The following is a 22,444-nucleotide window of genomic DNA, read 5'->3' as shown; positions in this document are numbered from 1 at the left end:
TACCACAAATTCAAGGAGAGAGGGAGCAAAAAGAAAGAAAGAATCCACTGGAAAATCCCTGTGAAGAGGGGCTTTGCTACTGACAAAGCTAGCCTTTTTTGGTATAATACCGTGAGGTGATTTTTATGGCGAGCTTAAATAGATATAAATTTACATTTGGAAACAAAGCGCTCACTTTAACAACCAACCATGATAATTTGTTTATGGAAGAAGTCGAACGTGTTGCGAAAGAAAAATACCAAGCAATTAAGGAACAAATGCCAGAGGCAGATGATGAAACCATCGCGATCTTATTGGCAGTAAACAGTTTGTCCATGCAGCTGAATCGCGAGATTGAGTTTGATGACAAAGAAAAAGAATTAGATGATTTTCGTCGCAAGGCTTTAGACGACTTAAAGGATAAATCATCCAAATAAGAGGAGATACATGTTAACTTTCTTAATCTTATTGATTTTGGCATGGAGCTTTTATATTGGCTATGCAAGAGGGATTATCCTCCAGTCCTATTACTTTCTAGTGACCTTAGTGGCCCTCTTGATTGCAGGTGGCAGCTACAAGGGACTGGCCAAGGTGTTGTCTCTATGGGTGCCTTTTTCGAGTCCCACCCAGCAATCGGTGAATTATTTTTATGCCAACCGCTACCTATTTCAATTAGATGACATCTTTTATGCAGGTTTAGCATATGTATTGATTTTTGCGATGATCTATCTGATTGGTCGTGTGATTGGGATCTTTATGCACTTGGTACCTCAGCCAGAAAAACTGGAGGATCGCAAGTATCAAATTGGAGCGGGCGTGATCGCCGTCGTGATAACTCTCTTGGTCATCCAGATGGGCTTGACTGTCCTCTCAACGGTTCCCATGGCTTCCATCCAAAATAGACTCAATGCAAGTGGATTGATCCGCTTTATCATCCTTCATACCCCGATCAGTTCCAGTCTGCTCCACAACTTGTGGGTGACTGCGATTATCGGAGCTTAAGGAGCAAAAATGAAGAAAGGAGTGAGACAAGTCCGATTCAAAGAAGGACGCTCACTTTTTTTGTAGGAGAAATATGAACAAAAAAATCTTAGATATTCTGGAGTTTGACAAGGTCAAGCAACTCTTTGAACCTTATCTACAGACAGAACAAGGGGAGATGGAGCTAGCAGCCCTTACTCCAACTGATAAAAAAGAAAGCATCGAAACGGCCTTTATGGAGCTAGAAGATATGGGGCAGATCCTCTTGGAAGAGCCTCGCTTTGCCGTATCGACCATTCAAGATGTCCGTCCAGTGGCCAAGCGTTTGGAGATGGAGGCATCCCTCAATATCGATGAATTACTAGCGCTAAAAGCTGTCCTTCGGGTGACACATGAGCTCAAGGATTTCTACGACAACCTGGAAAATGTCCGTCTGGAAAGGCTCAATCGCCTCTTTGACAACTTGGTGGATCTTCCTCGCCTACAAGGTGGGCTTCAAGCTATCAACGAAGGAGGCTTTGTCGAGTCTTTTGCTAGCGAAAAATTGGCCAAAATCCGCCGCCGAATCCAGGAAAATGAACATCAGGTCAGAGAGATTCTACAAGACCTGCTGAAAAGCAAGGCCGATATGTTGGCGGATGCTGTGATTGCTAGTCGGAATGGCCGCAATGTTCTACCCGTAAAAAATACCTATCGCAACCGGATTGCAGGGGTGGTCCACGATATCTCAGCTAGCGGGAATACCGTTTATATCGAGCCTCGAGCAGTCGTCAATCTTAATGAAGAAATTGCCAATCATCGAGCCGATGAACGGTATGAAATCATTCAGATTCTGGAGGAATTGTCTGACACCCTGCGCCCTCACGCAGCAGAGATTGCTAACAACGCTTGGATTATCGGTCACTTAGACTTGATCAAGGCCAAGTATCGGTTTATGCGCGATTGTAAGGCAGTGGTACCAGAGGTTAGTAACAATCGCTCTATTCAGCTCTTGCAACTACGTCATCCCTTGATTGAAAATGCCGTCGCGAATGACCTGCATTTTACCGAGGACTTGACAGAAATTGTGATTACCGGTCCCAATACAGGGGGGAAAACCATCATGCTAAAAACGCTGGGACTAGCGCAAATTATGGCCCAGTCTGGTCTTCCCATCCTAGCGGATCCAGGTAGTCGTGTGGGGATCTTCTCACAGGTCTTTGCAGATATTGGAGATGAACAATCGATCGAGCAGAGCTTGTCGACCTTCTCCAGTCATATGACCAATATCGTATCTATCTTACATCAAGTGGATACCGCCTCCTTGATCCTTCTGGATGAGTTGGGGGCTGGAACCGATCCTCAAGAGGGGGCTGGCCTTGCTATTGCCATTCTAGAAGACCTGCGCTTACGCGGGATTAAGACCATGGCGACAACCCACTATCCAGAGCTCAAGGCCTACGGGATTGAGACTGCAGGAGTGCAAAATGCCAGCATGGAATTTGATACAGCGAGTCTGCGTCCGACCTATCGCTTCATGCAAGGAGTTCCTGGCCGCTCCAATGCCTTTGAAATTGCCCGCCGTTTGGGCTTGTCTGAGACTATTATCCAGGATGCCATGAAGATGACCAATACGGATAATGATGTCAATCAAATTATTGAAAAATTGGAGGCGCAGACCTTAGAAAGTCGCAAGCGCTTGGATACCATTCAAGAGGTCGAGCAAGAAAATCTCAAATTCAATCGCGCTCTTCGAAAGCTCTATAACGAATTGACCAGAGAGAGAGAAACAGAGCTCAATAAGGCAAGAGAAGAGGCCAAGGAAATTGTGGACATGGCCCTCTCAGAGAGTGACCGTATCCTTCAAGGGCTTCACGCTAAATCCCAGTTAAAACCACATGAGATCATTGAGGCCAAGGCTCAGTTGAAAAAACTAGCGCCTGAAACCGTTGACCTTTCTAAAAACAAGGTCTTGAAAAAAGCTAAAAAGGCGCGTGCTCCTAAGGTAGGTGATGAAATCTTGGTTATCAGCTATGGCCAACGCGGAACCCTGGTCAAGCAACTCAAAGATGGCCGCTGGGAGGCGCAAGTCGGCTTGATCAAGATGACCTTGGAAGAAAAAGAATTCAACCTCATCAAGGCTGAAAAAGAAGCGGCTCAACCTAAGAAACGCCAGGTGAATGTCGTCAAACGTTCGAACACGAGTGGGCCAAGAGCGCGTCTGGACCTCCGTGGAAAACGCTATGAAGAGGCTATGCAAGAGCTCGATGGCTTTATCGATCAGGCCCTGCTCAACAACATGGCCCAAGTCGATATCATCCACGGGATCGGGACGGGTGTTATCCGTGAAGGGGTGACCAAGTACCTCCGCCGCAACAAACACGTCAAAAGTTTTGAATACGCCCCCCAAAATGCAGGTGGAAGTGGCGCGACCATTGTCACGTTTAAAGGATAATCGAAACCTAGCTGTTTATCAGCTAGGTTTTTTAAAATTTTATAAAATGAAAATATTTGAAAGTTGTTGAAAAGGATTCGCTTTTAAATCTGATTTTCAGTAGGTCCTCCTTTTTAAAAGTGCTATAATAGAGGCAATGAATGATTTGGGAGGATACGCATGCGTAAACGTGAAAGTGCAGATTCGTGTACAACGATTCTAGTCGGAAAAAATGCTAGCTATGATGGTTCAACCATTGTAGCACGAACAGAGGATTCTCAAAATGGCGTTTTTACGCCCAAGAAATTGATCGTGGTCAAACCAGAAGATCAACCACGTCATTACAAGTCTGTTTTATCAACTTTTGAAATCGACTTGCCAGATAATCCAGTTCGCTATACAGCGGTTCCAGATGCCATTCCTAAAGACGGGATCTGGGGAGAAGCTGGGATCAATGTCTATAATGTAGCCATGAGTGAGACAGAGACCATTACGACCAATAGCCGTGTGCTAGGGGCAGATCCTCTTGTAGAGAGTGGCATCGGTGAGGAAGACATGCTGACTTTGGTCTTGCCTTATGTCAAGACAGCCCGCGAAGGGGTCTTGCGTCTCGGAAAGATTTTGGAAGAGTACGGAACATATGAATCCAACGGGATTGCCATTTCAGATGTGAATGAAATCTGGTGGTTGGAAACCATCGGAGGTCACCACTGGATGGCGCGCCGTGTCCCTGACGATGCCTATGTGACCAACCCGAATCAACTAGGAAGTGATTATTTTGAATTTGGTAATCCAGATGAGTTTCTTTGTGACCCAGACCTTGAACATTTTGTCACAGAGCACCATTTGATTCTGGATCAAGAAGGGAAAGGTTTTAATCCACGCTATGCCTTTGGTAGCCAAAAAGACAAGGATCGTCACTACAATACACCGCGGGCTTGGGCCATCCAGCGTTTCCTCAATCCTGAAATCGAGCAGGATCCACGGAGTTTTGAGATTCCTTGGTGTCAAAAACCCTATCGCAAGGTGACGATTGAAGATGTCAAATATGTATTGAGCAACCACTACCAAGACACTATCTACGATCCTTATGGCCCTGAAGGAGATCACGTGAGTCAGCGGACCTTCCGGACGATCGGGATTAACCGGACCAGCCAGACAGCGATTTTACAATTGCGTCCCAATAAACCACAAGAAACGACAGGCATCCAATGGATTTCTTATGGCTCCATGCCATACAATACAGCTGTTCCTTTCTTTACCCAAGTGGATACAACGCCAGACTACTTTGCCAATACGACGGCTAAGGTAACAACGGATTCCTTCTACTGGGCCAACCGGATTATTGCGGGACTAGCAGATCCTCACTATGCTCACCATGTTGGTGATTTGGATGATTACCAAGAAACGACAATGGCCTGGGGACATGCGCGCATCAATAAAGTCGATCGTGCACTTGCCACAGGTGAAACCGTTGATTTTGAAGCGGAAAACCAAGCTATGAGTGATCAAATCCAGGAAGCGACAGATCAACTCTTGGACAAGATTTTGCTCGATGCTAGCAACCTCATGACCAATCACTTCTCCTTGAGTGATTAAAAACCGTGTATTTTCAGGTAGTTTACAAGATGTTTTCAGAAACGATTGACAAACTTTTGAAAATCGATTAAAATAGAGAAAATTACATACGACCGAATGAAGTTTGCAGGAGCGTGAGTGACTGTGAATGGACGGAACTCTGGAGAGACCAGAAATGGCACCGAAGGGGCAAGGTAGAGGATGCATCTACTCAAACTCTCAGGTAAAAGGACAGAGCGAAAAATAGGGGAAGACCCCTATTTTAAGCAGGACCAGAGTACATGTTTGACATGTGCTCTTTCTTTTTCTCTTTTCTGTCGAGCGGTCGATGAAAAAGGAGACAGAAAATGGATCATGTATTGCAGTTTTTTCAACAACTCGATAATCTAGTGTGGGGCGCCCCGTTATTGGTGCTCTTAGTAGGAACAGGGATCTACCTGACCCTTCGCTTGGGTTTGCTTCAGATACGCTACCTTCCAAAAGCTTTTCGCTTGATCTTTACAGAAGATGAGGGACACGGGGATATCTCGAGTTTCGGAGCCCTTGCGACAGCCCTAGCAGCTACTGTAGGGACGGGGAATATTGTAGGGGTAGCTACAGCGATTCAGACAGGTGGCCCAGGTGCCCTCTTTTGGATGTGGATGGCAGCCTTTTTTGGAATGGCGACCAAGTATGCAGAAGGGCTCTTAGCCATTCGTTATCGGACCAAGGATGACAACGGTCATATCTCAGGTGGTCCGATGTACTACATTCTTCACGGGATGGGAGAGAAGTGGCGACCATTGGCTATTTTCTTTGCGGTTGCAGGAGTGCTGGTAGCCCTCTTTGGGATCGGAACCATGACCCAGGTTAATTCCATTACGGGATCCCTTCAAGCCAGTTTTGGAACAGCTCCAGAAGTGGCTAGTGTAGTAATTGCTCTGGTGGTTTCAACCATCATCTTTGGAGGGATTCACTGGATTTCCAAAGTCTCTGAAAAAGTGGTTCCTTTTATGGCGGCTGCCTATATCTTTGCGACCATCACGATTATTGTCTTGCATCTGGACCAATTGCTTCCAGCCTTGAAATCGGTCTTTTCGGGTGCTTTTACAGGGACTGCAGCCATGGGAGGTTTCGCAGGAGCAACGGTCAAAATGGCTATCCAAAAAGGGGTGGCGCGTGGAGTTTTCTCTAATGAATCTGGTCTCGGATCTGCACCCATTGCAGCAGCGGCGGCGAAGACCAATGAGCCCGTCGAGCAGGGCTTGATCTCCATGACAGGAACCTTTATTGATACCATTATCATCTGTAGTTTGACAGGACTTTCGCTCTTGGTTTCAGGTGAGTGGATGGCTAAGGGCAGCACTAGTACCCTGACTCAGGATACGTTTACAGGCGCCTTTGGCCCAGTCGGAGGCATCATTCTAACGCTATGCTTGGTGCTTTTTGCGACCACGACTATTCTTGGCTGGTCTTATTACGGAGAGCGGTGTTTTGAATTCCTATTTGGTGTTAAACATATCAACCTCTATCGGACCTTCTTTGTTTTTATGGTTGGACTAGGAGGCTTCCTTAAGCTGGATCTGGTCTGGGTGATCGCGGATATTGTGAATGGGCTGATGGCTTTGCCTAACCTAATTGCCCTCTTAGCTCTCTCACCTGTCATCATCAAAGAAAGCAAACAATACTTTAAGAAATAAGAAAACCCAGATCGATGGATCTGGGTTTTCTTGTCTATTTGAGATAGGCTCATTTAATAGCGTTTTTCTTTTGGCCAGCTGCTCATTTCGGCGATGGCAGTGAAGAGCACATCTGTCGAAGAGTTGAGGGCTGTTTCACAAGAGTCTTGGATGACCCCGATGATAAAGCCGACGCTGACGACTTGCATGGCCAAATCATTGGTGATACCAAAGAGGCTACAAGCAACAGGGATGAGAAGGAGAGATCCTCCCGCAACTCCAGATGCGCCACAAGCAGAGATAGCCGCTACCACACTTAGAATGAGTGCAGTTCCAAAGTCAACCTGAATGTGCAAGGTATTGGCAGCAGCGAGCGTCAAAATATTGATCGTCACGGCTGCGCCTGCCATGTTTACAGTTGAACCAAGTGGAATGGAGACAGAATAGGTATCTGGATTCAGCCCCAACTCTTCACAGAGACGCATATTGACAGGGATGTTGGCTGCAGAACTTCTGGTGAAGAAGGCTGTTACCCCGCTGACACGGAGGCATTTAAAAACAAGGGGATAAGGGTTCTTGCGAATCATGAAAAAGACGATCAATGGATTGATGACCAGGGCTACAAAGGCCATGGTACCAACCAAAACAAGCAAGAGAATCCCGTAGTTACTAAGGGCACTGAGTCCTTGGCCAGCGATGGTCGTGAAGACCAAGCCTAAGATCCCAAATGGAGCTAGGTTGATAATCCACTCAACAATTTTTGAAGTGATGTCTGCTAGGGTTTGGAGGAGGTCCTTACTATGTTCGCTCGCCTCTCTCATGGCAATCCCAAAGACAGTGGCCCAAGAAAGGATCCCAATGTAGTTGGCTTGCTGCAAGGCGTTGACCGGGTTGTCGACGATCTTGAGCAAGAGGTTACTAATCACTTCGCCAATCCCGTTTGGAGAGGATCCTTCAGCGGCCTTTCCAGTCAGGGTAATGGTGATTGGGAAGATGTAATTGACCAAAACAGCGACGAAGGCAGCTGCAAAGGTTCCTAGGAGATAGAGGACGATGACCTTTTTCATATTGGTCTCTGTCCCTTTTTGGTGTTGGGAGAGAGCGTTTGCGACAAGCGCAAAGACCAGAAGGGGTGCGATCGCACGGAGCCCTCCAACAAAGAACTGACCTAAGAGTCCAATGCCAGATGCTTTCGGGAAGATAAGGGCTAGGATAACACCAAGTACAATCCCGATTGCGATCCTTTTCATAAGGTTGGTTTTATTCCAAGTGGTAATCAATCGATGAATCATGTAGGACCTCCTTAAAAAATAATTAAGGAATATTATACGATAGTTAGGGGGGGAAAGCAATGAAATTTTCAAAAAATAGCCTTATTTCCGAATATTTGATATAATCATACTATTCTTTGATAGAAAGGCCCGAATAAATGAGTCAAGCTTTCCAACGTTATTTCAGTAAAATAGACTGGACGAAGATTTTTGATGATCTGATATCAAAATGTATCTCTCTGATTTTTGTCTTTCTTTTATTTTTTATTGCTAAAAAGGTCATCCATAGCCTGGTTAAGCGGATATTAACCCCATCCTTTAAGTATACGGTGCAGGATGAAGCCCGTAAAAATACGATTCTCCGTTTGGTTGAGAGCCTTTTAAACTATTGTTTGTATTTCATCTTGATCTACTGGATTTTGTCGATTCTAGGTCTTCCGGTCTCTAGTCTCTTGGCTGGTGCTGGGATTGCTGGGGTGGCGATTGGGATGGGAGCCCAGGGTTTTCTTTCCGATTTGGTCAATGGTTTCTTCATCCTTTTAGAACGCCAGTTGGACGTGGGAGACAATGTTCGTCTCACGAATGGGTCTATTAATATTGCCGGCATCGTCAGCAGTGTCGGGATTCGCACGACCCAGGTGCGGGACTTTGATGGGACTCTCCACTTTGTTCCGAATCGCAACATCACCGTCGTCAGCAATCTCTCACGTGGTGATATGCGCGTGCTGATCGATATTCCGCTAGATGCAAATACCGATCTCGACAAGATCTATCAGGTGATTGCTCAGGTTAATCAGTCTGAACAAGATAAACACCCAGAGGTGTTGACAGGTCCTACGATTTTAGGCCCACAGATCGAAAAAAATGGTCGTTATTCCTTCCGAATTGCGATGACTGCGCAAAATGGAACCCAGACGACGGTCTATCATACCTACTATAAACTCTACCATGATGCCTTGATGGAAGCAGGGATTAGCCTACCGACAGGAAAGAACGGGATCATGTAATACAAAAAAGAGGCTGGGACAAAAGTCCTAGCCTCTCAATTATTTTTGGATTGTCGAGCAAGACGCAGTGGTTGAGTAGGTGGGACGACGAAATCGAATTCTAACGAATTACCGATTTCTGTCCCACTCTCTTTTTTGGTCTATTTTAAGTGGCAGTATTTGAAATCCAGCTTTTTAATCTGGTCCCAATTTTTTCGAGCCTCTGGTGGCAAGACGATGAGTTGCTGGCGTAGCATCGTCGTGATTTCAAGATTTAAGGATTCGATCGGGAGGGCAATGGCTACGGAACTTTTTGCCCTTTGGATCTTGTCCATGCAATATTCAATATGATGGCAAGCTGCGCCGGTCTGTGATTGACGGCTAGCTGCGATTTCTTGTCGCATATTGGAGAGTAATTGGACCAATTCAGACTTAAGGAATTCGATCGTATCTGATTTTTCTTGAGCTAAAAGAAACATAAGCACACCTCCTTTTGCTATAGTTTAATACTAATTTATTAAAAATGCAAGGGGGTAAAGTAAAAAAAATAAAATTTTTTTAAAAAAAGATACAGAAAAATAGAGGGCTCACATCTCCCCACTAGAGACGGTCGAGTCCCTTATCTAAAAAATGGCTTTCCTCACTTGGGACGGGGTGTCTTGACAGAGGTCTGTAGCTACAAAAAAACTCCTGAAACATACTGGTTTCAGGAGTTGAGAGGCTTTGACCCGAAGGTTTCAAAGAAAAATATCGATTGATTATACAAGACCTTGTGCAATCATCGCGTTTGCGACATTTTCGAAGGCAGCAATGTTGGCACCTGCAAGGTAATCTTTACCAAGACCGTAAGTTTCTGCAGTTGTTTTAGCAGTGTTGAAGATGTTGGTCATGATGTCTTTCAAACGTCCGTCCACTTCTTCGCGTGTCCATGAAAGACGTTGGCTGTTTTGGCTCATTTCAAGAGCAGATACAGCAACCCCACCAGCATTAGCTGCTTTAGCAGGTCCGTAAAGGATACCATTTTCTTTGTATACGTTGATGGCATCGATGTTACTTGGCATGTTTGCTCCTTCAGAGACAACTTTCACACCTTGAGCGACCAAACGTTTTGCAGCATCGCCATCGATTTCGTTTTGAGTTGCACATGGAAGAGCGATGTCATAGTTACCAGCATAAGTCCATACAGAACCTTCGTAGTATGTAGCAGTTGGTTTTTCTGCAGCGTATTCAGTCAAACGTGCACGACGTTTTTCTTTGACGTCTGTAAGAAGGTCGAAGTCAATACCGTTTTCGTCGATCACGTAACCGTTTGAGTCAGATACAGAGATTACAGTTGCACCAAGTTCAGTTGCTTTTTGAAGAGCGTATTGAGCAACGTTACCAGAACCTGAGATCACGACTTTCTTACCAGCAAAGCTGTCGCCGTTGGCCTTGAGCATTTCTTCCGTGTAGTAAACCAAACCATAACCAGTTGCTTCTGGACGGATCAAGCTACCACCGAAACCAAGAGGTTTACCAGTCAAGACACCAGCATCAAATTGGCGAAGGCGTTTGTATTGACCGTAAAGGTATCCGATTTCACGTCCACCAACCCCGATATCACCAGCTGGGACATCAAGAGAAGGACCGATGTGTTTTTGCAATTCAGTCATGAAGCTTTGGCAGAAACGCATCACTTCAGCGTCTGTTTTTCCTTTAGGATCGAAGTCAGATCCACCTTTACCACCACCGATAGGAAGACCAGTCAAGACGTTTTTGAAGATTTGTTCGAAGCCGAGGAATTTCAAGATCCCTTGGTTAACTGTTGGGTGGAAACGAAGTCCGCCTTTATAAGGACCTACAGCAGAGTTGAATTGAACACGGTAACCACGGTTTACTTGGATGTTTCCTTCACGGTCAACCCAAGGAACACGGAAAGAAATTACGCGTTCAGGTTCTGTAATACGAGCCAAAATGTTTTCTTCGATGTATTCTGGATGTTTTTCAAATACAGGTTCCAAAGTGCTAAGGAACTCTTCAACAGCTTGAAGGAATTCCGCTTCATGGCCGTTGCGAGCTTTTACGGTTTCGAAAGTGCTTTGGATATATTCTTTTGCAGTTGTCATGTTAATTCTCCTTTGTGAATGAAACGAAAACCAGCAAACCCGCTAGGGGAGTGGCTTTGAGACAGTTGATAAACAATGTCATGTTTTATTACATGGATCATTATAGCAGACTTTTTTTGGCTTGTAAAGAAAAAAGTTGAATTTTCTGAAAATTTTATCACGACTAGGAAAGTCCGAATGTTTGGAAGAATTTTTAGCTTTGATTGTCCGGAAGCTTCCAAGTGATGGTATAATGAAAGAAGAAAATAGAGAGCATCCCGAATGATTCTGTTGGTGGTGTTTCAAAAAAGGAGTACAAGATGGTATCGACAAAAACGCAAATTGCTGGTTTTGAATTTGACAACTGCTTGATGAATGCGGCAGGTGTAGCCTGTATGACCACTGAGGAATTAGAAGAAGTGAAGAACTCAGCTGCGGGGACCTTTGTGACCAAGACAGCGACCTTAGAATTCCGTGCTGGTAATCCAGAGCCACGCTACCAAGATGTGCCGCTTGGTTCGATCAATTCGATGGGGCTACCTAACCAAGGGTTGGACTATTATTTGAATTACTTATTGGAGTTGCAAGAAACGGATCCAGATCGGACCTTTTTCCTATCTCTCGTCGGCATGTCTCCTGAAGAAACTCATACCATCTTGAAAAAGGTGCAAGACAGTGACTTTAAAGGCTTGACAGAGTTGAACTTATCCTGTCCCAATGTCCCTGGGAAACCTCAGATCGCCTATGATTTTGATACGACAGATCGGATCTTGTCTGAGGTCTTTGCCTATTTCACCAAACCTCTAGGGATCAAGTTGCCACCTTATTTTGATATCGTTCATTTTGATCAGGCGGCAGCGATCTTTAACAAATACCCGCTCAAGTTTGTCAATTGCGTCAATTCGATCGGAAATGGCCTCTACATCGAGGATGAATCTGTGGTGATTCGTCCTAAGAACGGCTTTGGTGGGATTGGTGGAGAATACATCAAACCAACGGCTCTTGCCAATGTCCATGCTTTTTACCAACGTCTGAATCCAGAAATTCAGATTGTGGGGACTGGGGGCGTCTTGACTGGTCGCGATGCCTTTGAACATATCCTCTGTGGGGCTAGTATGGTGCAAATCGGAACGACGCTGCATAAAGAAGGAGTAGGAGCTTTTGACCGCATCACTGCGGAACTCAAAGCCATCATGGAAGAAAAAGGCTACCAAAGTCTAGAAGACTTCCGTGGGAAATTACACTACATTGACTAATCTTTCGAAAAGAACTTCCTCAAGTGGAAACTTGGGGGAGTTTTTTATGAGAGTGGGACAGAAATCGGTAATTCGTTAGAATTCGATTTCGTCGTCCCACCTCCGCACAGTTGAGTAGGGCTGTAAAAGCTGATGAAATCAGCGTAGTAGACCCACTCAACCACTGCGTCTTGCTCGACAATCTAGAAACAATTGAGAGGCTAGGACTTTTGTCCCAGCCTCATTCTGTTCCTAGTTTTAGGAATTTTCCATTTTTATAGAGAGAAAAAGGTGTACAATGGAGGTGAAAAGGAAGGTGATTTCTATGGAAGAAAGGGACGTGATTCAAGAGGCAAGGACGACGATCACCCTTCTTCAAACAGCCTTTTCTAAGGGATTCACCCCTAGTTCAGATACCCTTCGATTTCGAGAAAATCTAGATCAGATGTTGAAAGGTTTACGAAAGGCTAGGCGGGTAGACAATCGTCTGTTGATTGAGTTAGAAAAGTTTTATCAGACCGCCAGTCTATTGATTGGTCTGGGCGGGCTAGCATTGAACGAAGAAGCCTTTCAAGCTTGGCGAGCTTATGATCACTGGCATTACGAGGTTGTGAAGCCTCAGTTACAGGTCTATGGACCGACGGTGGTTTTGTAGTTGATGTGCCTTGAGTTTGTCCACAGATATTCGGAGGAGGTGTTGGTCATGGTAGTCCTTCATGATTTTCTACATCAGTTAACCCTATCGTTTTGGAATTTCTATTACTCGCTCTTTTTCTTATTTGAAAAATAAGAAGGATTGAATCCCTTTTACATATAGTAGAAGGGATTTTTGATGCAGAATCCTTGAAAATCTGAGGCTCTTGGATTATGATGGAGCTAATAGATGTCAAGCGTTCCATGTGGGGAATGCAGGAAGCGAGGAAAAAAGATGGCAGAGATTTATCTAGCAGGTGGCTGTTTTTGGGGCTTAGAGGAATATTTTTCACGGATCCCCGGTGTAGAAGAGACGACGGTGGGCTATGCCAATGGCCAGGTAGAAACGACCAATTACCAACTGATCAAGGAAACGGATCATGCAGAAACCGTTCAGGTCATCTACGATCCAGATAAAATTACCCTACGAGCGATTCTGCTCTACTATTTCCGTGTGATCGATCCCTTGTCCATTAACAAGCAGGGAAATGATCGAGGCCGCCAATATCGGACCGGCGTCTATTATACAGACGAGGCAGATCGTGAGGTGATTGCCCAAGTGCTTGCGGAAGTGGAGAAGCAACTGGGCAGTAAAATAGCGGTTGAACTAGAACCTTTGCGCCACTACATCCTAGCTGAGGACTACCACCAAGACTACCTTAAGAAGAATCCTGGAGGCTATTGCCATATCGATGTGACAGATGCAGCCCAACCCTTGATTGATCCAGCAGCCTATCAGAAGCCAGATCAAGAAATCCTAAAGGCGAAACTGACAGCAGAACAGTACCAAGTCACCCAAGAAAGTGCGACGGAACGTCCTTTCCACAATGCCTATGATCAGACCTTTGAAGAGGGGATTTATGTGGATATTACGACGGGGGAGCCTCTCTTCTTTGCCAAGGAGAAGTTTGCATCTGGCTGTGGATGGCCAAGTTTCTCTCGTCCTATTGCCAAAGATGTTGTCCACTATTACCAAGATCATAGCCACGGGATGGAGCGGATCGAAGTTCGATCCCGCTCAGGCAATGCCCATCTCGGCCATGTCTTCACCGATGGACCAAAAGACCAGGGTGGCCTTCGCTATTGCATCAATTCGGCCTCTTTGCGCTTTATTCCAAAAGAGGAGATGGAACAAGAAGGTTATGGATATTTGTTAAAAGCTTTGAGATAATAGAAAAAGCATCTTAGAAACTTTCCTTAGGTGAGTACGGACGTTAGCGAACTTCGAAGAAGTTCCATGACTTAGTTTTGAACCTAAAGTTTCAAAACTCCCGAGTGCCTGAAACATCACTGTTTCAGGCACTTTTCTCACAGCGGAAAGTTTCAGTAGATGTTTGTATCAGTTGAAAATCGTGATGATGTTTTCTGCAATACCCCTTGGGTTGCCTTAGGTAAGAAAAAAATCCACATTCTAAGAGACAGAAGCCACTTTTATAAATAAGGAGCATGATTTTCAAGTTAGGGTGCTTTTTAAGGAAAATATGAAAAGGTTTTCGTTATTCTAACAAAATATGTGTTAAAATTAGTATAATATTTAATTTGTAGAGATGTACTGGTGATGAAAGTTTTAAAAAAAGAGATTGGGAAAAAAATAAAATCTACACGACTAGATAGAAAATATACACAAGCAGATATTTGCGATGATGAATCTGAATTGACTATTCGGCAATTAGCCCGAATTGAGAATGGTCAGGCTATGCCAACTGTACCCAAATTAATATATTTAGCGAAAAAACTGAATGTCGAGGTTCAGTATATTGTTGATATTGACAAAATTGAAATACCAAAAGATTATCTAAGGTTAAAGAAAGAATTGGTAGATAGTCCGACCTATGCGGATCGAGAACGAATTGAGCGGAAACTAGCGATTTTAGAAGAAATTGGGGAATGTTATTACGATCGTCTTCCAGAGGATGAACAATTACTTATAGATGTGATTCAAGCGCGTCTAGATATTTATAATAGTTCTGATGTGAGATATGGTCTTGCTCTTTTAGAAGAATACTTTCAACAAATCTTAAAGAAAACAATTTATACGGTTAATGATTTGTTAATTATTGAACTCTACTTTTTTTGCTGTGCTGTAGGATTAGAAGATAAAAGGTATTTTCAGGAGTTGGCTGATAAAGTAATGCTTGACATAGATTATGGGGACAAGGAATACCTGACACAGTTGGAAAAAATATTGCTTGTTTTGCTAGCTCAGTTGGAAGAAAAATATACGCTTAAATATATTCAAACTTTCGAAGATGTAATTGATAAGACGAGACATGTTTATTACAAACCTATTATTTATATGTTTAAAGCAAAATATATGCTCCATGTGGAAAAGAACAAGGAGAAATCTGAGGAGTTTTATGGAAAGGCAATTACATTTGCTGAATTATTGGATGATGAAGTGCTGGTACAAAGATTATTAGAAGAAAAAAAGAACGATTTTTAGCAACCCGACGTTTAAGTCATGTTGCTTTTTTCATTTTATGTTAGACTGAAATCATAAAAAAGCAAAGATATCAGAAAACTTTATTTCCTACAGTAGGATATATAACTGTTTGTTGGATCGGTATATTTTGGATGTTGTAGGACGATTTTTTTGTTGATTCGTTTCCCAAACATTCATTTTAGAGAAAAGGAGTTAATGATGAAAAAAAGAAATTTGTGGTTAACGATTTTTGCGCTTTCGGCTTTGGTGACTCTGATTGGATTAGGATTTACTGCCTATAATCATTTTGTATTTCATCAACCTTTTATGAATCGGACGACAAAAGGGTTACTTTCGGCCTTTTTCCTAAGTCTTGTCATGGTTGCAATCAGCTTGTCCAAATCAAACGATAAGAAGTGATGATCGATCATTTACATGAATCCATCAACTGTGCAGGAGCAGGACGATGAAGCGTTTCTAAACAATAGCGCTTCTGTCCTGCTCTCTTTTTTCTCTTCTTAAAAATTGTGATACAATGAAGAGAAAGTATTTCAATGACAGCTCAATTTGTTGGCGGATCATTGGAGAAACTAGGTACGAAGAAGAGGTAGGAATGTTAGAGAAGTTGGAGAGTGTGAAAGGGACCATCAAAACGATGGGGAAAGAGCTATCGGCGGCCTTTGATTGGGCTTTTGATCGTCTCTTTTCAAAGATTCAGCTGACCAATGAACAGTTTGTCTATGTGCTCTTGTCAGTCGTTTTTATCGTGGCCAATGCTATCTTGTGGGTGCAAAAGTTCCAAGGCTTTCCGATCACCGCAACCGAACGGCCAGAGGTTGTGTACAAGGCTAAGACACCGGCTGATCAGATTCCTCATACAGCGCGGATCATGGCCAATGGAGATCAGCTCTATCATGATTTGGTCTATATGAGCGCGCAAAAAGAAGATGGGACCTATGATTTTCATGAAAATTATGAGTATGTCAAACCCTGGCTACAAAAGGCGGATCTGGCCTTGGGTGATTTTGAGGGAACCATTAACCCCAATTACTATTTGTCAGGTTATCCTCTCTTTAATGCGCCGAGCGAAGTCGTACCAGCCATCAAGGATGCTGGTTATGATGTCATGGATTTGGGACACAACCATATCTTGGATTCAGGTCTAGAAGGAGTCTATTCGACAGCTAAGGCCTTTGAAGATGCAGGCATCACACCTGTCGGTGTATACACGCATGAAAAGAGAGGGCAGGCCCCCTTGGTGATCAAGGAAGTGAATGGCATCAAGATTGCTATTCTAGCCTACGCTTATGGGTTTAATGGAATGGAAACGACCCTTACTCCAGAAGAGCAAGCAGATGTCTTGTCTGATCTGGATGAAGAGCGGATGAAGGCGGAGATCCAAAAGGCAGAGCAAGAGGCCGATATCACCATTGTCATGCCCCAGATGGGAATCGAGTACCAGTTGGAGCCGACAGAAGAGCAAAAAGAGCTCTACCACAAGATGGTTTCTTGGGGGGCTGATATTGTCTTTGGCGGGCATCCCCATGTTGTAGAGCCTGCTGAAGTGGTCAATAAAGATGGTCAAAACAAGCTTATCATCTACTCAATGGGGAATTTCCTGTCCAATCAGCGTCTGGAAACCATGGGAGATGTGGAGACTGCTCAATGGACAGAGCGAGGGGTCTTGATGGATGTGACCATTGAAAAGGTTGGCCGCAAGACAAAGATCAAGACAGCTACTGCTCATCCAACCTGGGTCAGTCGGACTCCGAAGGGAACCTATTCTCCTGAAGGCTATGACTTGTACAAGTACCAGACCTATATCTTGGAAGATTTTATCCAAGGTGGCAAATACCGCGACAAGCTGGATGAGGAGACCAAGGAGAGAGTGGACACGGCTTACCGAGAAATGAAGGAACATGTTCACTTGGACTGGCCTCAGAGTGGAAAGGAATAGAGCATGGAAGGAAATGTGAACTGGATCCCGCTTGGGATCCTAGGATTGATAGTGGTGATTTGGGCAACCAAATTTCTTACGGTCATCCACCTCAATCAAAAGCTGAAGAAGGCTTGGGATGGAGCGCCTTTCTTTCGCAAGAAAGATACAGAAGAAAGTTTGATAGACAGTCTGGCTTATCCGGCTAAGGGAAAGACGATCGATAGCCAAGTGGATGATCAGACCTGGCATGATTTGGCTTTGGATGCGGTCTTTGATCAGCTCAACTACACCCAATCGAGCCTTGGGGCAGAAGCTCTCTATCAAAAAATGCGCCTGCTGGAATTCCAGCCTCAGGACCAACTTCATGACTTAGAAGCCTTCTTTGAAGAGTATCCTGATTTGCGGCTACAGGTCCAGGTCATTTTCAACCAACTGGGCAAGAAGAACCACAACATGGCGAGGAGCATTGTCGCAAATCCTGGCAAGCATTATGCAGGTTTGCCCCTCTATCTAGCCTTGGCCTGTCTTCCAATCCTCTGTCTCTTTGCAATCCCCTTTGAGCCAGTCGGGGCCATTACCCTCTTGGTGATCAGTGTGGTCTTTAATATCGTCTTTTCGAGTTTGCGCAATTGGTCCAATAAAATCCGTCTGGACAATGTTAGCTATTTGGTCCGTATCTTTGCTTCGGCAGAACGCTTGAGCCATCTAGCCTTGCCACAACAAGAAGAACTCAAGCAGGCAGTCAAACCCTTTAAGAAAACGCGGATCCTTGCCAGTGTCTTACAGAGTCCAACGGGGACTTCGGAAATGGAAATTATTCTCCTCTACCTCAATGTCCTCTTTTTACTCCCGCAGATCGCTCAGGTTTATATTTACAATCAGGTGAAGGCTCATCAAAAAGAGGCCCAGAAGCTTCTGGATCTCCTTGGGGAGATGGAAGTTGCTATTAGCCTCTTGCGCCACAAGCGGGATCTAGAAGTGGTCTGCCAGCCAGTCTTTACGGAAACGGGTGGCATTGAGGGTGAGACGCTCTATCATCCTTTGCTGTCTAATCCGATTGCGAATGATGTGCATTTTCAAAAAAACATGGTCATCAGTGGGGACAATGCGTCCGGGAAATCGACCTATTTGAAAACTGTTGCTATCAATGCCATTCTGGCTCAAGGATTAGGCTTTGCCTACGGAGAAAGATTAGCCCTTCCTTACGGTCATGTCCTAACAGCTATGGATGTGAGCGATGACATTGAAGTTGGAGATAGCTACTTCATCACCGAAAGTAAAGCTATTTTGCGGATGATTCAGCATCTGAAAAAGCCTGGTTTTCACTATTTCTTTATTGACGAGCTCTTTAAGGGGACCAATACCATCGAGCGGATCGGATCAGGCCTTGGGATTGTCCGCTGGTTGGCTGCTCAAAACTGTCTCTACATGATTTCCAGTCATGATATTGAGCTGGTCGCAGCCTCCGGTGAAGTCAATGATAATTACCATTTTGACAGTCGCTATGTGGATGGCAAGATCGTCTTTGACTACCAGATTAAGCCAGGGTCAGCTGTGACTAAGAATGCGGTCAATACCCTAGAAAGCCTTCATTATCCAGAGGAGATTACGCAAACAGCCAAGGACTTGATTGACCAGTATGAAGAGACGGGGCACTGGTCTTTGAAAGAGATTGAAAAAGAATGAAAATGAACGAAGGAGTTTGTAAATGATCGGTTTAGGGACCTTCTATAATGCCTTAGGGGTCGTATTTGGTGGACTTTTAGGATTGCTCATCGGTCAACGTTTGTCAGAAGATTTTCATGAGACCCTTCTGAAAGTGACAGGAGTTGCTGTTTTTGTCTTGGGTATCGCAGGGACCTTGGAAAAGATGCTGGTGGTGCATGGAAGTCATGTGGAAAGTCACGGCAGTATGATGTTGATTCTGAGTCTAGTGATCGGGACCATTATTGGGGAACTCTTGAAGATTGAGGAGGGCTTTGAGCGACTGGGAACCTGGCTGAAGGAAAAGACGGGCAACCAAGGCGATACCGGTTTTGTTGATGCCTTTATGACCACGGCCTTGACCATTTGTATCGGGGCTATGGCGGTGGTTGGAGCTGTCCAGGATGGCCTGACAGGCGACACCTCGACCTTGTTGGCCAAAGCTATTCTCGATATGGTTATCGTTCTGGTCTTGACCGTTTCAAAAGGAAAGGGCGCGATCTTTGCGGTGGTTCCACTCGTGATCCTTCAGGGATTGATCACGCTGTTGGCCCATTTGATCGCACCGATCATGACTCCGCAAGCCCTTTCGAATCTGTCCCTAGTTGGCTCCAGCCTCATTCTCTGTGTAGGGATCAATCTCATCTGGGGCAAACGAATCAAGGTCGCCAATCTCCTTCCAGCAGTGCTAATTGCCATTATTTGGGCTTTTGTCGGGTGAAAAATAGAAGCTAAGCAGTAGCTTCAGATTTAAGACAAAGTCAACTTAAAAACTTTCCTTAGGTGAGTACGGACGTCAGCGAACTTCGTAGAAGTTCCATGACTAATTATTGAGCCTAAGGTCTCAATAATTCCGAGTGCCTGAAACGTATTGTTTCAGGCACTTTTCTCACAGCGGAAAGTTTTTGTATTTTCTTGATTCATTCTAAAAATAGGAACTCATTTTTACTTACTTTTAGAATCGATTAACTTATTTTACTTTTAAATAGTTTGTCTCATTCTAAAGTTAACCGGTAAAGACTGGTTAGTTTTTTTGCTTGTCCTTGTGCTCTTGTTAGAAAAATGGCGGTGCTCCAAAAAGGAGGGACATTATCTTTTTTGCAAATACGGGAATTCATTTATGGAAAACAGGATTTCTGGTATGATAGTCGTAATTTCGAATAGGGAGGTTGGAGTTGCCATGAGTGATTTGAATCAGACAGTTGAATTTATTAAAGAAATCGAGAAATTAAAGTCGGTAACAAGGTTTAATAGAACCCTTGATGGACGGTTTGAAAATAGTGGCGAGCATTCTTGGCAGGGTGCGATAGCTGCGATGGTTCTTCAAGATTATTATCCTGAAAAATTGAATATGGAAAAGGTCATGTTTCTGTTATTGATTCATGATTTAGATGAGATTTATGCCGGAGAAACTTGGGTGTTTGATGATGAAAAAAAGCTTCATGCTCATGATAGAGAGCTAGCATCTATAGAAAAAACAATGAGCCTCCTTCCAGAAGCAACCTATTTGAATATGAAAAATTCGTGGTTGGAGTTTGAAAAAGGGCAGAGTCCTGAGGCAAGATATGCAAGAGTGATTGATGCATTGGTACCACTGATCAATCATTTGGAAGTGTCAGAAGTAAATTATAATCCCGATCATATCCGTTCAGAGATGGTATTAGAAAAGAAAAAATTTATAAAAAGTGAGTCCAAAGCGTTATGGAAACTGACGGAAGAGTTGGTTCAGGAAAGTGTAGAAAAGGGATTATATTTATGATATCACTTGGTCTTTAGTAGCAACTTTCAGACTAAAAGTAAACCACCTGTTTTCACGGGTGGTTTTGACTTGCTTGATCTGTGGTATAATGGGAACAGATAGTTTGCACCCTATGAAAGGGAAAAGGTTAGATTGTATGATTAAGTTGATTGCTACAGATATGGATGGAACTTTATTAGATGAGCGAGGAGAGGTGGATCTCCCGCGCCTGGAAAGGCTGTTGGACCACTTGGATCAAAAAGGGATTCGCTTTGTCATTGCGACGGGAAATGAAATCCATCGGATGCGCCATCTCTTGGGTCCTTTGGTCAAGCGGGTGACCCTAGTCGTAGCCAATGGAGCACGGATTTTCGAAGACGATCAGATGATTTTAGGAAAATTCTGGGATCGACAACTAGTGGAGGCGGTTCTTGCGTATTTTAAGGGCCGGGAAATTTCAGATCAGCTGGTTGTATCGGCTGTCAATGGTGGCTTTGCCAAGGAAGGAACAGTCTTTACAGAAGTTGAGAAATTCATGCGACCGGAAGTAATTGAAGCCTTGTACAAGCGGATGAAGTTTGTCCCGGAATTGACAGCAGATTTATTTGATCAGGTGCTCAAAATGAGCCTGGTGGTTGGCTTGGATCGTCTTGATCAAGTGAGTCGGGAAGTCCAACAGGCTTTTGGAGATCAGCTGATGGCGGTATCGAGCGGTTTTGGCAGCATGGATCTCTTACAAGCAGGTATTCACAAGGCCTGGGGACTGGCTCAATTAATGGAGATGTGGCAGCTTAACGCCAGCCAGGTCATGGCCTTTGGTGATAGTGGAAACGACATCGAAATGCTTGAAATGGCAGGTCACTCCTATGCTGTAGCCAATGCAGAAGAAGCTGTCAAAGCTGTTGCCAAACACCTAGCACCGAGCCATCAAGAAGGTGGTGTCTACCAGGTGATCGAAGAGTATCTAGGATTGACCCCCTGGGAACAAGTGAAGGGAGAGAAATAGATGGCGGTACAACTGTTAGAAGACTGGCTCTTAAAGGAGCAGGAGAAAATCATAACAACCTATCGGGAACTCAATCAAGCCCCTCTGAAGGAGCCTGGTTTGATCTTTATCGGAGACTCCATCGTAGAGTATTTTCCCATTCATGAACTATTACAAAGTCCCAAGCACATGGTCAATCGAGGAGTGCGAGGCTATAAGACGGATCTCCTTCGTGAGCATCTAGACGCCCATGTCTTTGGAACGGCGGTGGATCAGATCTTTCTCTTGATCGGGACCAATGATATCGGAAAAGAAATTCCTCAAAAGGAAACCCTAGACAATGTAGAAGCGGTCTTACAAGCAATTATGCGAGATTTTCCGCTGACCCACATCAACCTGATCTCGGTTTTACCGGTGAGTCAAGAAGAGCGCTACAAACAAAAGGTCTATGTGCGGACCAATGAAAAAATTCAGTCCCTCAACCAGGCCTATCGCGAATTGGCTCAGGCCTACCACCAGGTCAGCTATGTCGATGTGTATTCGTCTTTATTGGATGAAAAGGGGCAGTTGGCAGAAGCCTATACGACAGATGGCCTCCATTTAAGTGTGGCTGGTTACCGCATCCTAGCCCAAGCTCTGCAGGAGATATTATAGAGACAAAAATAGGGAGCGAAAAAAGCCCAACTAGACAAATCTTCAAAGGAAGATTTGTTTTTTTTAAATCTTTTGGTTGACAAATGTAAATCTTAGGAGTAGAATAGCATCATAAGATTTACAA

The 22,444-nt window shown here is 44.2% G+C and carries 20 protein-coding genes and 1 riboswitch; of the genes, 17 read left to right on the top strand and 3 right to left on the bottom strand.

Translation table 11 applies throughout. From position 1 onward, the window contains the following. The first annotated feature begins 125 nt into the window (after positions 1 to 125). From TZ97_RS07155 to TZ97_RS07135, 5 genes are all read left to right on the top strand, one after another. On the top strand, positions 126 to 416 hold the full coding sequence (locus TZ97_RS07155; RefSeq protein ID WP_003005477.1) for a hypothetical protein: 291 nt from the start codon (positions 126 to 128) through the stop codon (positions 414 to 416). Positions 417 to 426: 10 nt separating this feature from the next. After that, positions 427 to 981, top strand: a complete 555-nt coding sequence (locus tag TZ97_RS07150) for a CvpA family protein (RefSeq protein WP_045759869.1) — start codon at positions 427 to 429, stop codon at positions 979 to 981. 73 nt (positions 982 to 1,054) lie between these two features. Continuing rightward, positions 1,055 to 3,394, top strand: a complete 2,340-nt coding sequence (locus tag TZ97_RS07145) for an endonuclease MutS2 (RefSeq protein ID WP_045759868.1) — start codon at positions 1,055 to 1,057, stop codon at positions 3,392 to 3,394. Positions 3,395 to 3,553: 159 nt separating this feature from the next. After that, positions 3,554 to 4,972, top strand: a complete 1,419-nt coding sequence (locus TZ97_RS07140; protein ID WP_045759867.1) for a C69 family dipeptidase — start codon at positions 3,554 to 3,556, stop codon at positions 4,970 to 4,972. Between the two features lie 129 nt (positions 4,973 to 5,101). Continuing rightward, a riboswitch (glycine riboswitch) is annotated at positions 5,102 to 5,196 on the top strand. A gap of 102 nt (positions 5,197 to 5,298) precedes the next feature. Next, positions 5,299 to 6,630 carry an alanine/glycine:cation symporter family protein gene (locus TZ97_RS07135; protein ID WP_045759866.1) on the top strand — a complete coding sequence of 444 codons (1,332 nt, stop codon included), beginning with the start codon at positions 5,299 to 5,301 and terminating at the stop codon, positions 6,628 to 6,630. Between the two features lie 53 nt (positions 6,631 to 6,683). Here the strand turns inward: TZ97_RS07135 and sstT are convergent, their stop codons facing one another. After that, the gene (gene sstT, locus TZ97_RS07130; protein WP_045759865.1) at positions 6,684 to 7,901 is read right to left on the bottom strand and encodes a serine/threonine transporter SstT; all 1,218 of its coding nucleotides are present in this window, start codon (positions 7,899 to 7,901) and stop codon (positions 6,684 to 6,686) included. A gap of 137 nt (positions 7,902 to 8,038) precedes the next feature. Here sstT and TZ97_RS07125 point away from each other — a divergent pair, with 137 nt between their 5' ends. Beyond that, positions 8,039 to 8,887 carry a mechanosensitive ion channel family protein gene (locus TZ97_RS07125; RefSeq protein ID WP_003008782.1) on the top strand — a complete coding sequence of 283 codons (849 nt, stop codon included), beginning with the start codon at positions 8,039 to 8,041 and terminating at the stop codon, positions 8,885 to 8,887. 140 nt (positions 8,888 to 9,027) lie between these two features. On the opposite strand, the gene TZ97_RS07120 is transcribed toward TZ97_RS07125, so the two are convergent. Both TZ97_RS07120 and gdhA read right to left on the bottom strand, forming a co-directional pair. Further along, a complete protein-coding gene (locus tag TZ97_RS07120; RefSeq protein WP_003016835.1) occupies positions 9,028 to 9,345 on the bottom strand; it encodes a hypothetical protein in 318 nt (105 codons plus the stop codon). Positions 9,346 to 9,624: 279 nt separating this feature from the next. After that, positions 9,625 to 10,971, bottom strand: coding sequence for an NADP-specific glutamate dehydrogenase (gdhA, locus tag TZ97_RS07115; protein ID WP_003004977.1), 1,347 nt, complete (start codon positions 10,969 to 10,971; stop codon positions 9,625 to 9,627). Between the two features lie 299 nt (positions 10,972 to 11,270). Between gdhA and TZ97_RS07110 the strand changes: the two genes are divergently transcribed. The 11 genes from TZ97_RS07110 (at position 11,271) to TZ97_RS07060 (ending at position 22,320) form a co-directional block, all read left to right on the top strand. Next, positions 11,271 to 12,206, top strand: a complete 936-nt coding sequence (locus tag TZ97_RS07110) for a dihydroorotate oxidase (RefSeq protein ID WP_003016837.1) — start codon at positions 11,271 to 11,273, stop codon at positions 12,204 to 12,206. A gap of 277 nt (positions 12,207 to 12,483) precedes the next feature. Continuing rightward, complete coding sequence (locus TZ97_RS07105; RefSeq protein ID WP_045759864.1) at positions 12,484 to 12,840, top strand: hypothetical protein; 357 nt, start codon at positions 12,484 to 12,486, stop codon at positions 12,838 to 12,840. 273 nt (positions 12,841 to 13,113) lie between these two features. Next, a complete protein-coding gene (gene msrB / locus TZ97_RS07100; protein WP_045759863.1) occupies positions 13,114 to 14,049 on the top strand; it encodes a peptide-methionine (R)-S-oxide reductase MsrB in 936 nt (311 codons plus the stop codon). Between the two features lie 387 nt (positions 14,050 to 14,436). Beyond that, positions 14,437 to 15,321 carry a helix-turn-helix domain-containing protein gene (locus TZ97_RS07095; protein WP_045759862.1) on the top strand — a complete coding sequence of 295 codons (885 nt, stop codon included), beginning with the start codon at positions 14,437 to 14,439 and terminating at the stop codon, positions 15,319 to 15,321. 195 nt (positions 15,322 to 15,516) lie between these two features. Further along, entirely contained in the window at positions 15,517 to 15,720 is a 204-nt protein-coding gene (locus TZ97_RS07090; RefSeq protein WP_080934895.1) for a hypothetical protein, read from the top strand. A gap of 193 nt (positions 15,721 to 15,913) precedes the next feature. Then, positions 15,914 to 17,257: a CapA family protein gene (locus tag TZ97_RS07085; RefSeq protein WP_045759860.1), complete on the top strand. Its 1,344-nt coding sequence runs from the start codon at positions 15,914 to 15,916 to the stop codon at positions 17,255 to 17,257. A 3-nt stretch (positions 17,258 to 17,260) separates the two neighbouring features. Further along, positions 17,261 to 18,925, top strand: coding sequence for a MutS-related protein (locus TZ97_RS07080; protein WP_045759859.1), 1,665 nt, complete (start codon positions 17,261 to 17,263; stop codon positions 18,923 to 18,925). Positions 18,926 to 18,947: 22 nt separating this feature from the next. After that, positions 18,948 to 19,664 carry a DUF554 domain-containing protein gene (locus TZ97_RS07075; protein WP_045759858.1) on the top strand — a complete coding sequence of 239 codons (717 nt, stop codon included), beginning with the start codon at positions 18,948 to 18,950 and terminating at the stop codon, positions 19,662 to 19,664. A 459-nt stretch (positions 19,665 to 20,123) separates the two neighbouring features. Continuing rightward, positions 20,124 to 20,702, top strand: a complete 579-nt coding sequence (locus TZ97_RS07070) for an HD domain-containing protein (protein WP_045759857.1) — start codon at positions 20,124 to 20,126, stop codon at positions 20,700 to 20,702. 136 nt (positions 20,703 to 20,838) lie between these two features. After that, the gene (locus tag TZ97_RS07065) at positions 20,839 to 21,687 is read left to right on the top strand and encodes a Cof-type HAD-IIB family hydrolase (protein ID WP_045759856.1); all 849 of its coding nucleotides are present in this window, start codon (positions 20,839 to 20,841) and stop codon (positions 21,685 to 21,687) included. Next, a complete protein-coding gene (locus TZ97_RS07060) occupies positions 21,688 to 22,320 on the top strand; it encodes an SGNH/GDSL hydrolase family protein (protein WP_045759855.1) in 633 nt (210 codons plus the stop codon). It abuts the gene before it with no gap. Positions 22,321 to 22,444: the final 124 nt, after the last annotated feature.

It is taken from the genome of Streptococcus parasanguinis (assembly GCF_000963275.1).
In the GTDB taxonomy this organism is placed as follows: domain Bacteria; phylum Bacillota; class Bacilli; order Lactobacillales; family Streptococcaceae; genus Streptococcus; species Streptococcus parasanguinis_B.
This window is presented reverse-complemented; position numbering and strand designations above follow the sequence as displayed.

Excerpts from the sequence above, each read along its gene's own strand:
- TZ97_RS07155 (WP_003005477.1), top strand. The coding sequence starts at position 126 with ATGGCGAGCTTAAATAGATATAAATTTACATTTGGAAACAAAGCGCTC.
- TZ97_RS07150 (WP_045759869.1), top strand. The coding sequence starts at position 427 with ATGTTAACTTTCTTAATCTTATTGATTTTGGCATGGAGCTTTTATATT.
- TZ97_RS07145 (WP_045759868.1), top strand. The coding sequence starts at position 1,055 with ATGAACAAAAAAATCTTAGATATTCTGGAGTTTGACAAGGTCAAGCAA.
- TZ97_RS07140 (WP_045759867.1), top strand. The coding sequence starts at position 3,554 with ATGCGTAAACGTGAAAGTGCAGATTCGTGTACAACGATTCTAGTCGGA.
- TZ97_RS07135 (WP_045759866.1), top strand. The coding sequence starts at position 5,299 with ATGGATCATGTATTGCAGTTTTTTCAACAACTCGATAATCTAGTGTGG.
- sstT (WP_045759865.1), bottom strand. The coding sequence starts at position 7,901 with ATGATTCATCGATTGATTACCACTTGGAATAAAACCAACCTTATGAAA.
- TZ97_RS07125 (WP_003008782.1), top strand. The coding sequence starts at position 8,039 with ATGAGTCAAGCTTTCCAACGTTATTTCAGTAAAATAGACTGGACGAAG.
- TZ97_RS07120 (WP_003016835.1), bottom strand. The coding sequence starts at position 9,345 with ATGTTTCTTTTAGCTCAAGAAAAATCAGATACGATCGAATTCCTTAAG.
- gdhA (WP_003004977.1), bottom strand. The coding sequence starts at position 10,971 with ATGACAACTGCAAAAGAATATATCCAAAGCACTTTCGAAACCGTAAAA.
- TZ97_RS07110 (WP_003016837.1), top strand. The coding sequence starts at position 11,271 with ATGGTATCGACAAAAACGCAAATTGCTGGTTTTGAATTTGACAACTGC.
- TZ97_RS07105 (WP_045759864.1), top strand. The coding sequence starts at position 12,484 with ATGGAGGTGAAAAGGAAGGTGATTTCTATGGAAGAAAGGGACGTGATT.
- msrB (WP_045759863.1), top strand. The coding sequence starts at position 13,114 with ATGGCAGAGATTTATCTAGCAGGTGGCTGTTTTTGGGGCTTAGAGGAA.
- TZ97_RS07095 (WP_045759862.1), top strand. The coding sequence starts at position 14,437 with ATGAAAGTTTTAAAAAAAGAGATTGGGAAAAAAATAAAATCTACACGA.
- TZ97_RS07090 (WP_080934895.1), top strand. The coding sequence starts at position 15,517 with ATGATGAAAAAAAGAAATTTGTGGTTAACGATTTTTGCGCTTTCGGCT.
- TZ97_RS07085 (WP_045759860.1), top strand. The coding sequence starts at position 15,914 with ATGTTAGAGAAGTTGGAGAGTGTGAAAGGGACCATCAAAACGATGGGG.
- TZ97_RS07080 (WP_045759859.1), top strand. The coding sequence starts at position 17,261 with ATGGAAGGAAATGTGAACTGGATCCCGCTTGGGATCCTAGGATTGATA.
- TZ97_RS07075 (WP_045759858.1), top strand. The coding sequence starts at position 18,948 with ATGATCGGTTTAGGGACCTTCTATAATGCCTTAGGGGTCGTATTTGGT.
- TZ97_RS07070 (WP_045759857.1), top strand. The coding sequence starts at position 20,124 with ATGAGTGATTTGAATCAGACAGTTGAATTTATTAAAGAAATCGAGAAA.
- TZ97_RS07065 (WP_045759856.1), top strand. The coding sequence starts at position 20,839 with ATGATTAAGTTGATTGCTACAGATATGGATGGAACTTTATTAGATGAG.
- TZ97_RS07060 (WP_045759855.1), top strand. The coding sequence starts at position 21,688 with ATGGCGGTACAACTGTTAGAAGACTGGCTCTTAAAGGAGCAGGAGAAA.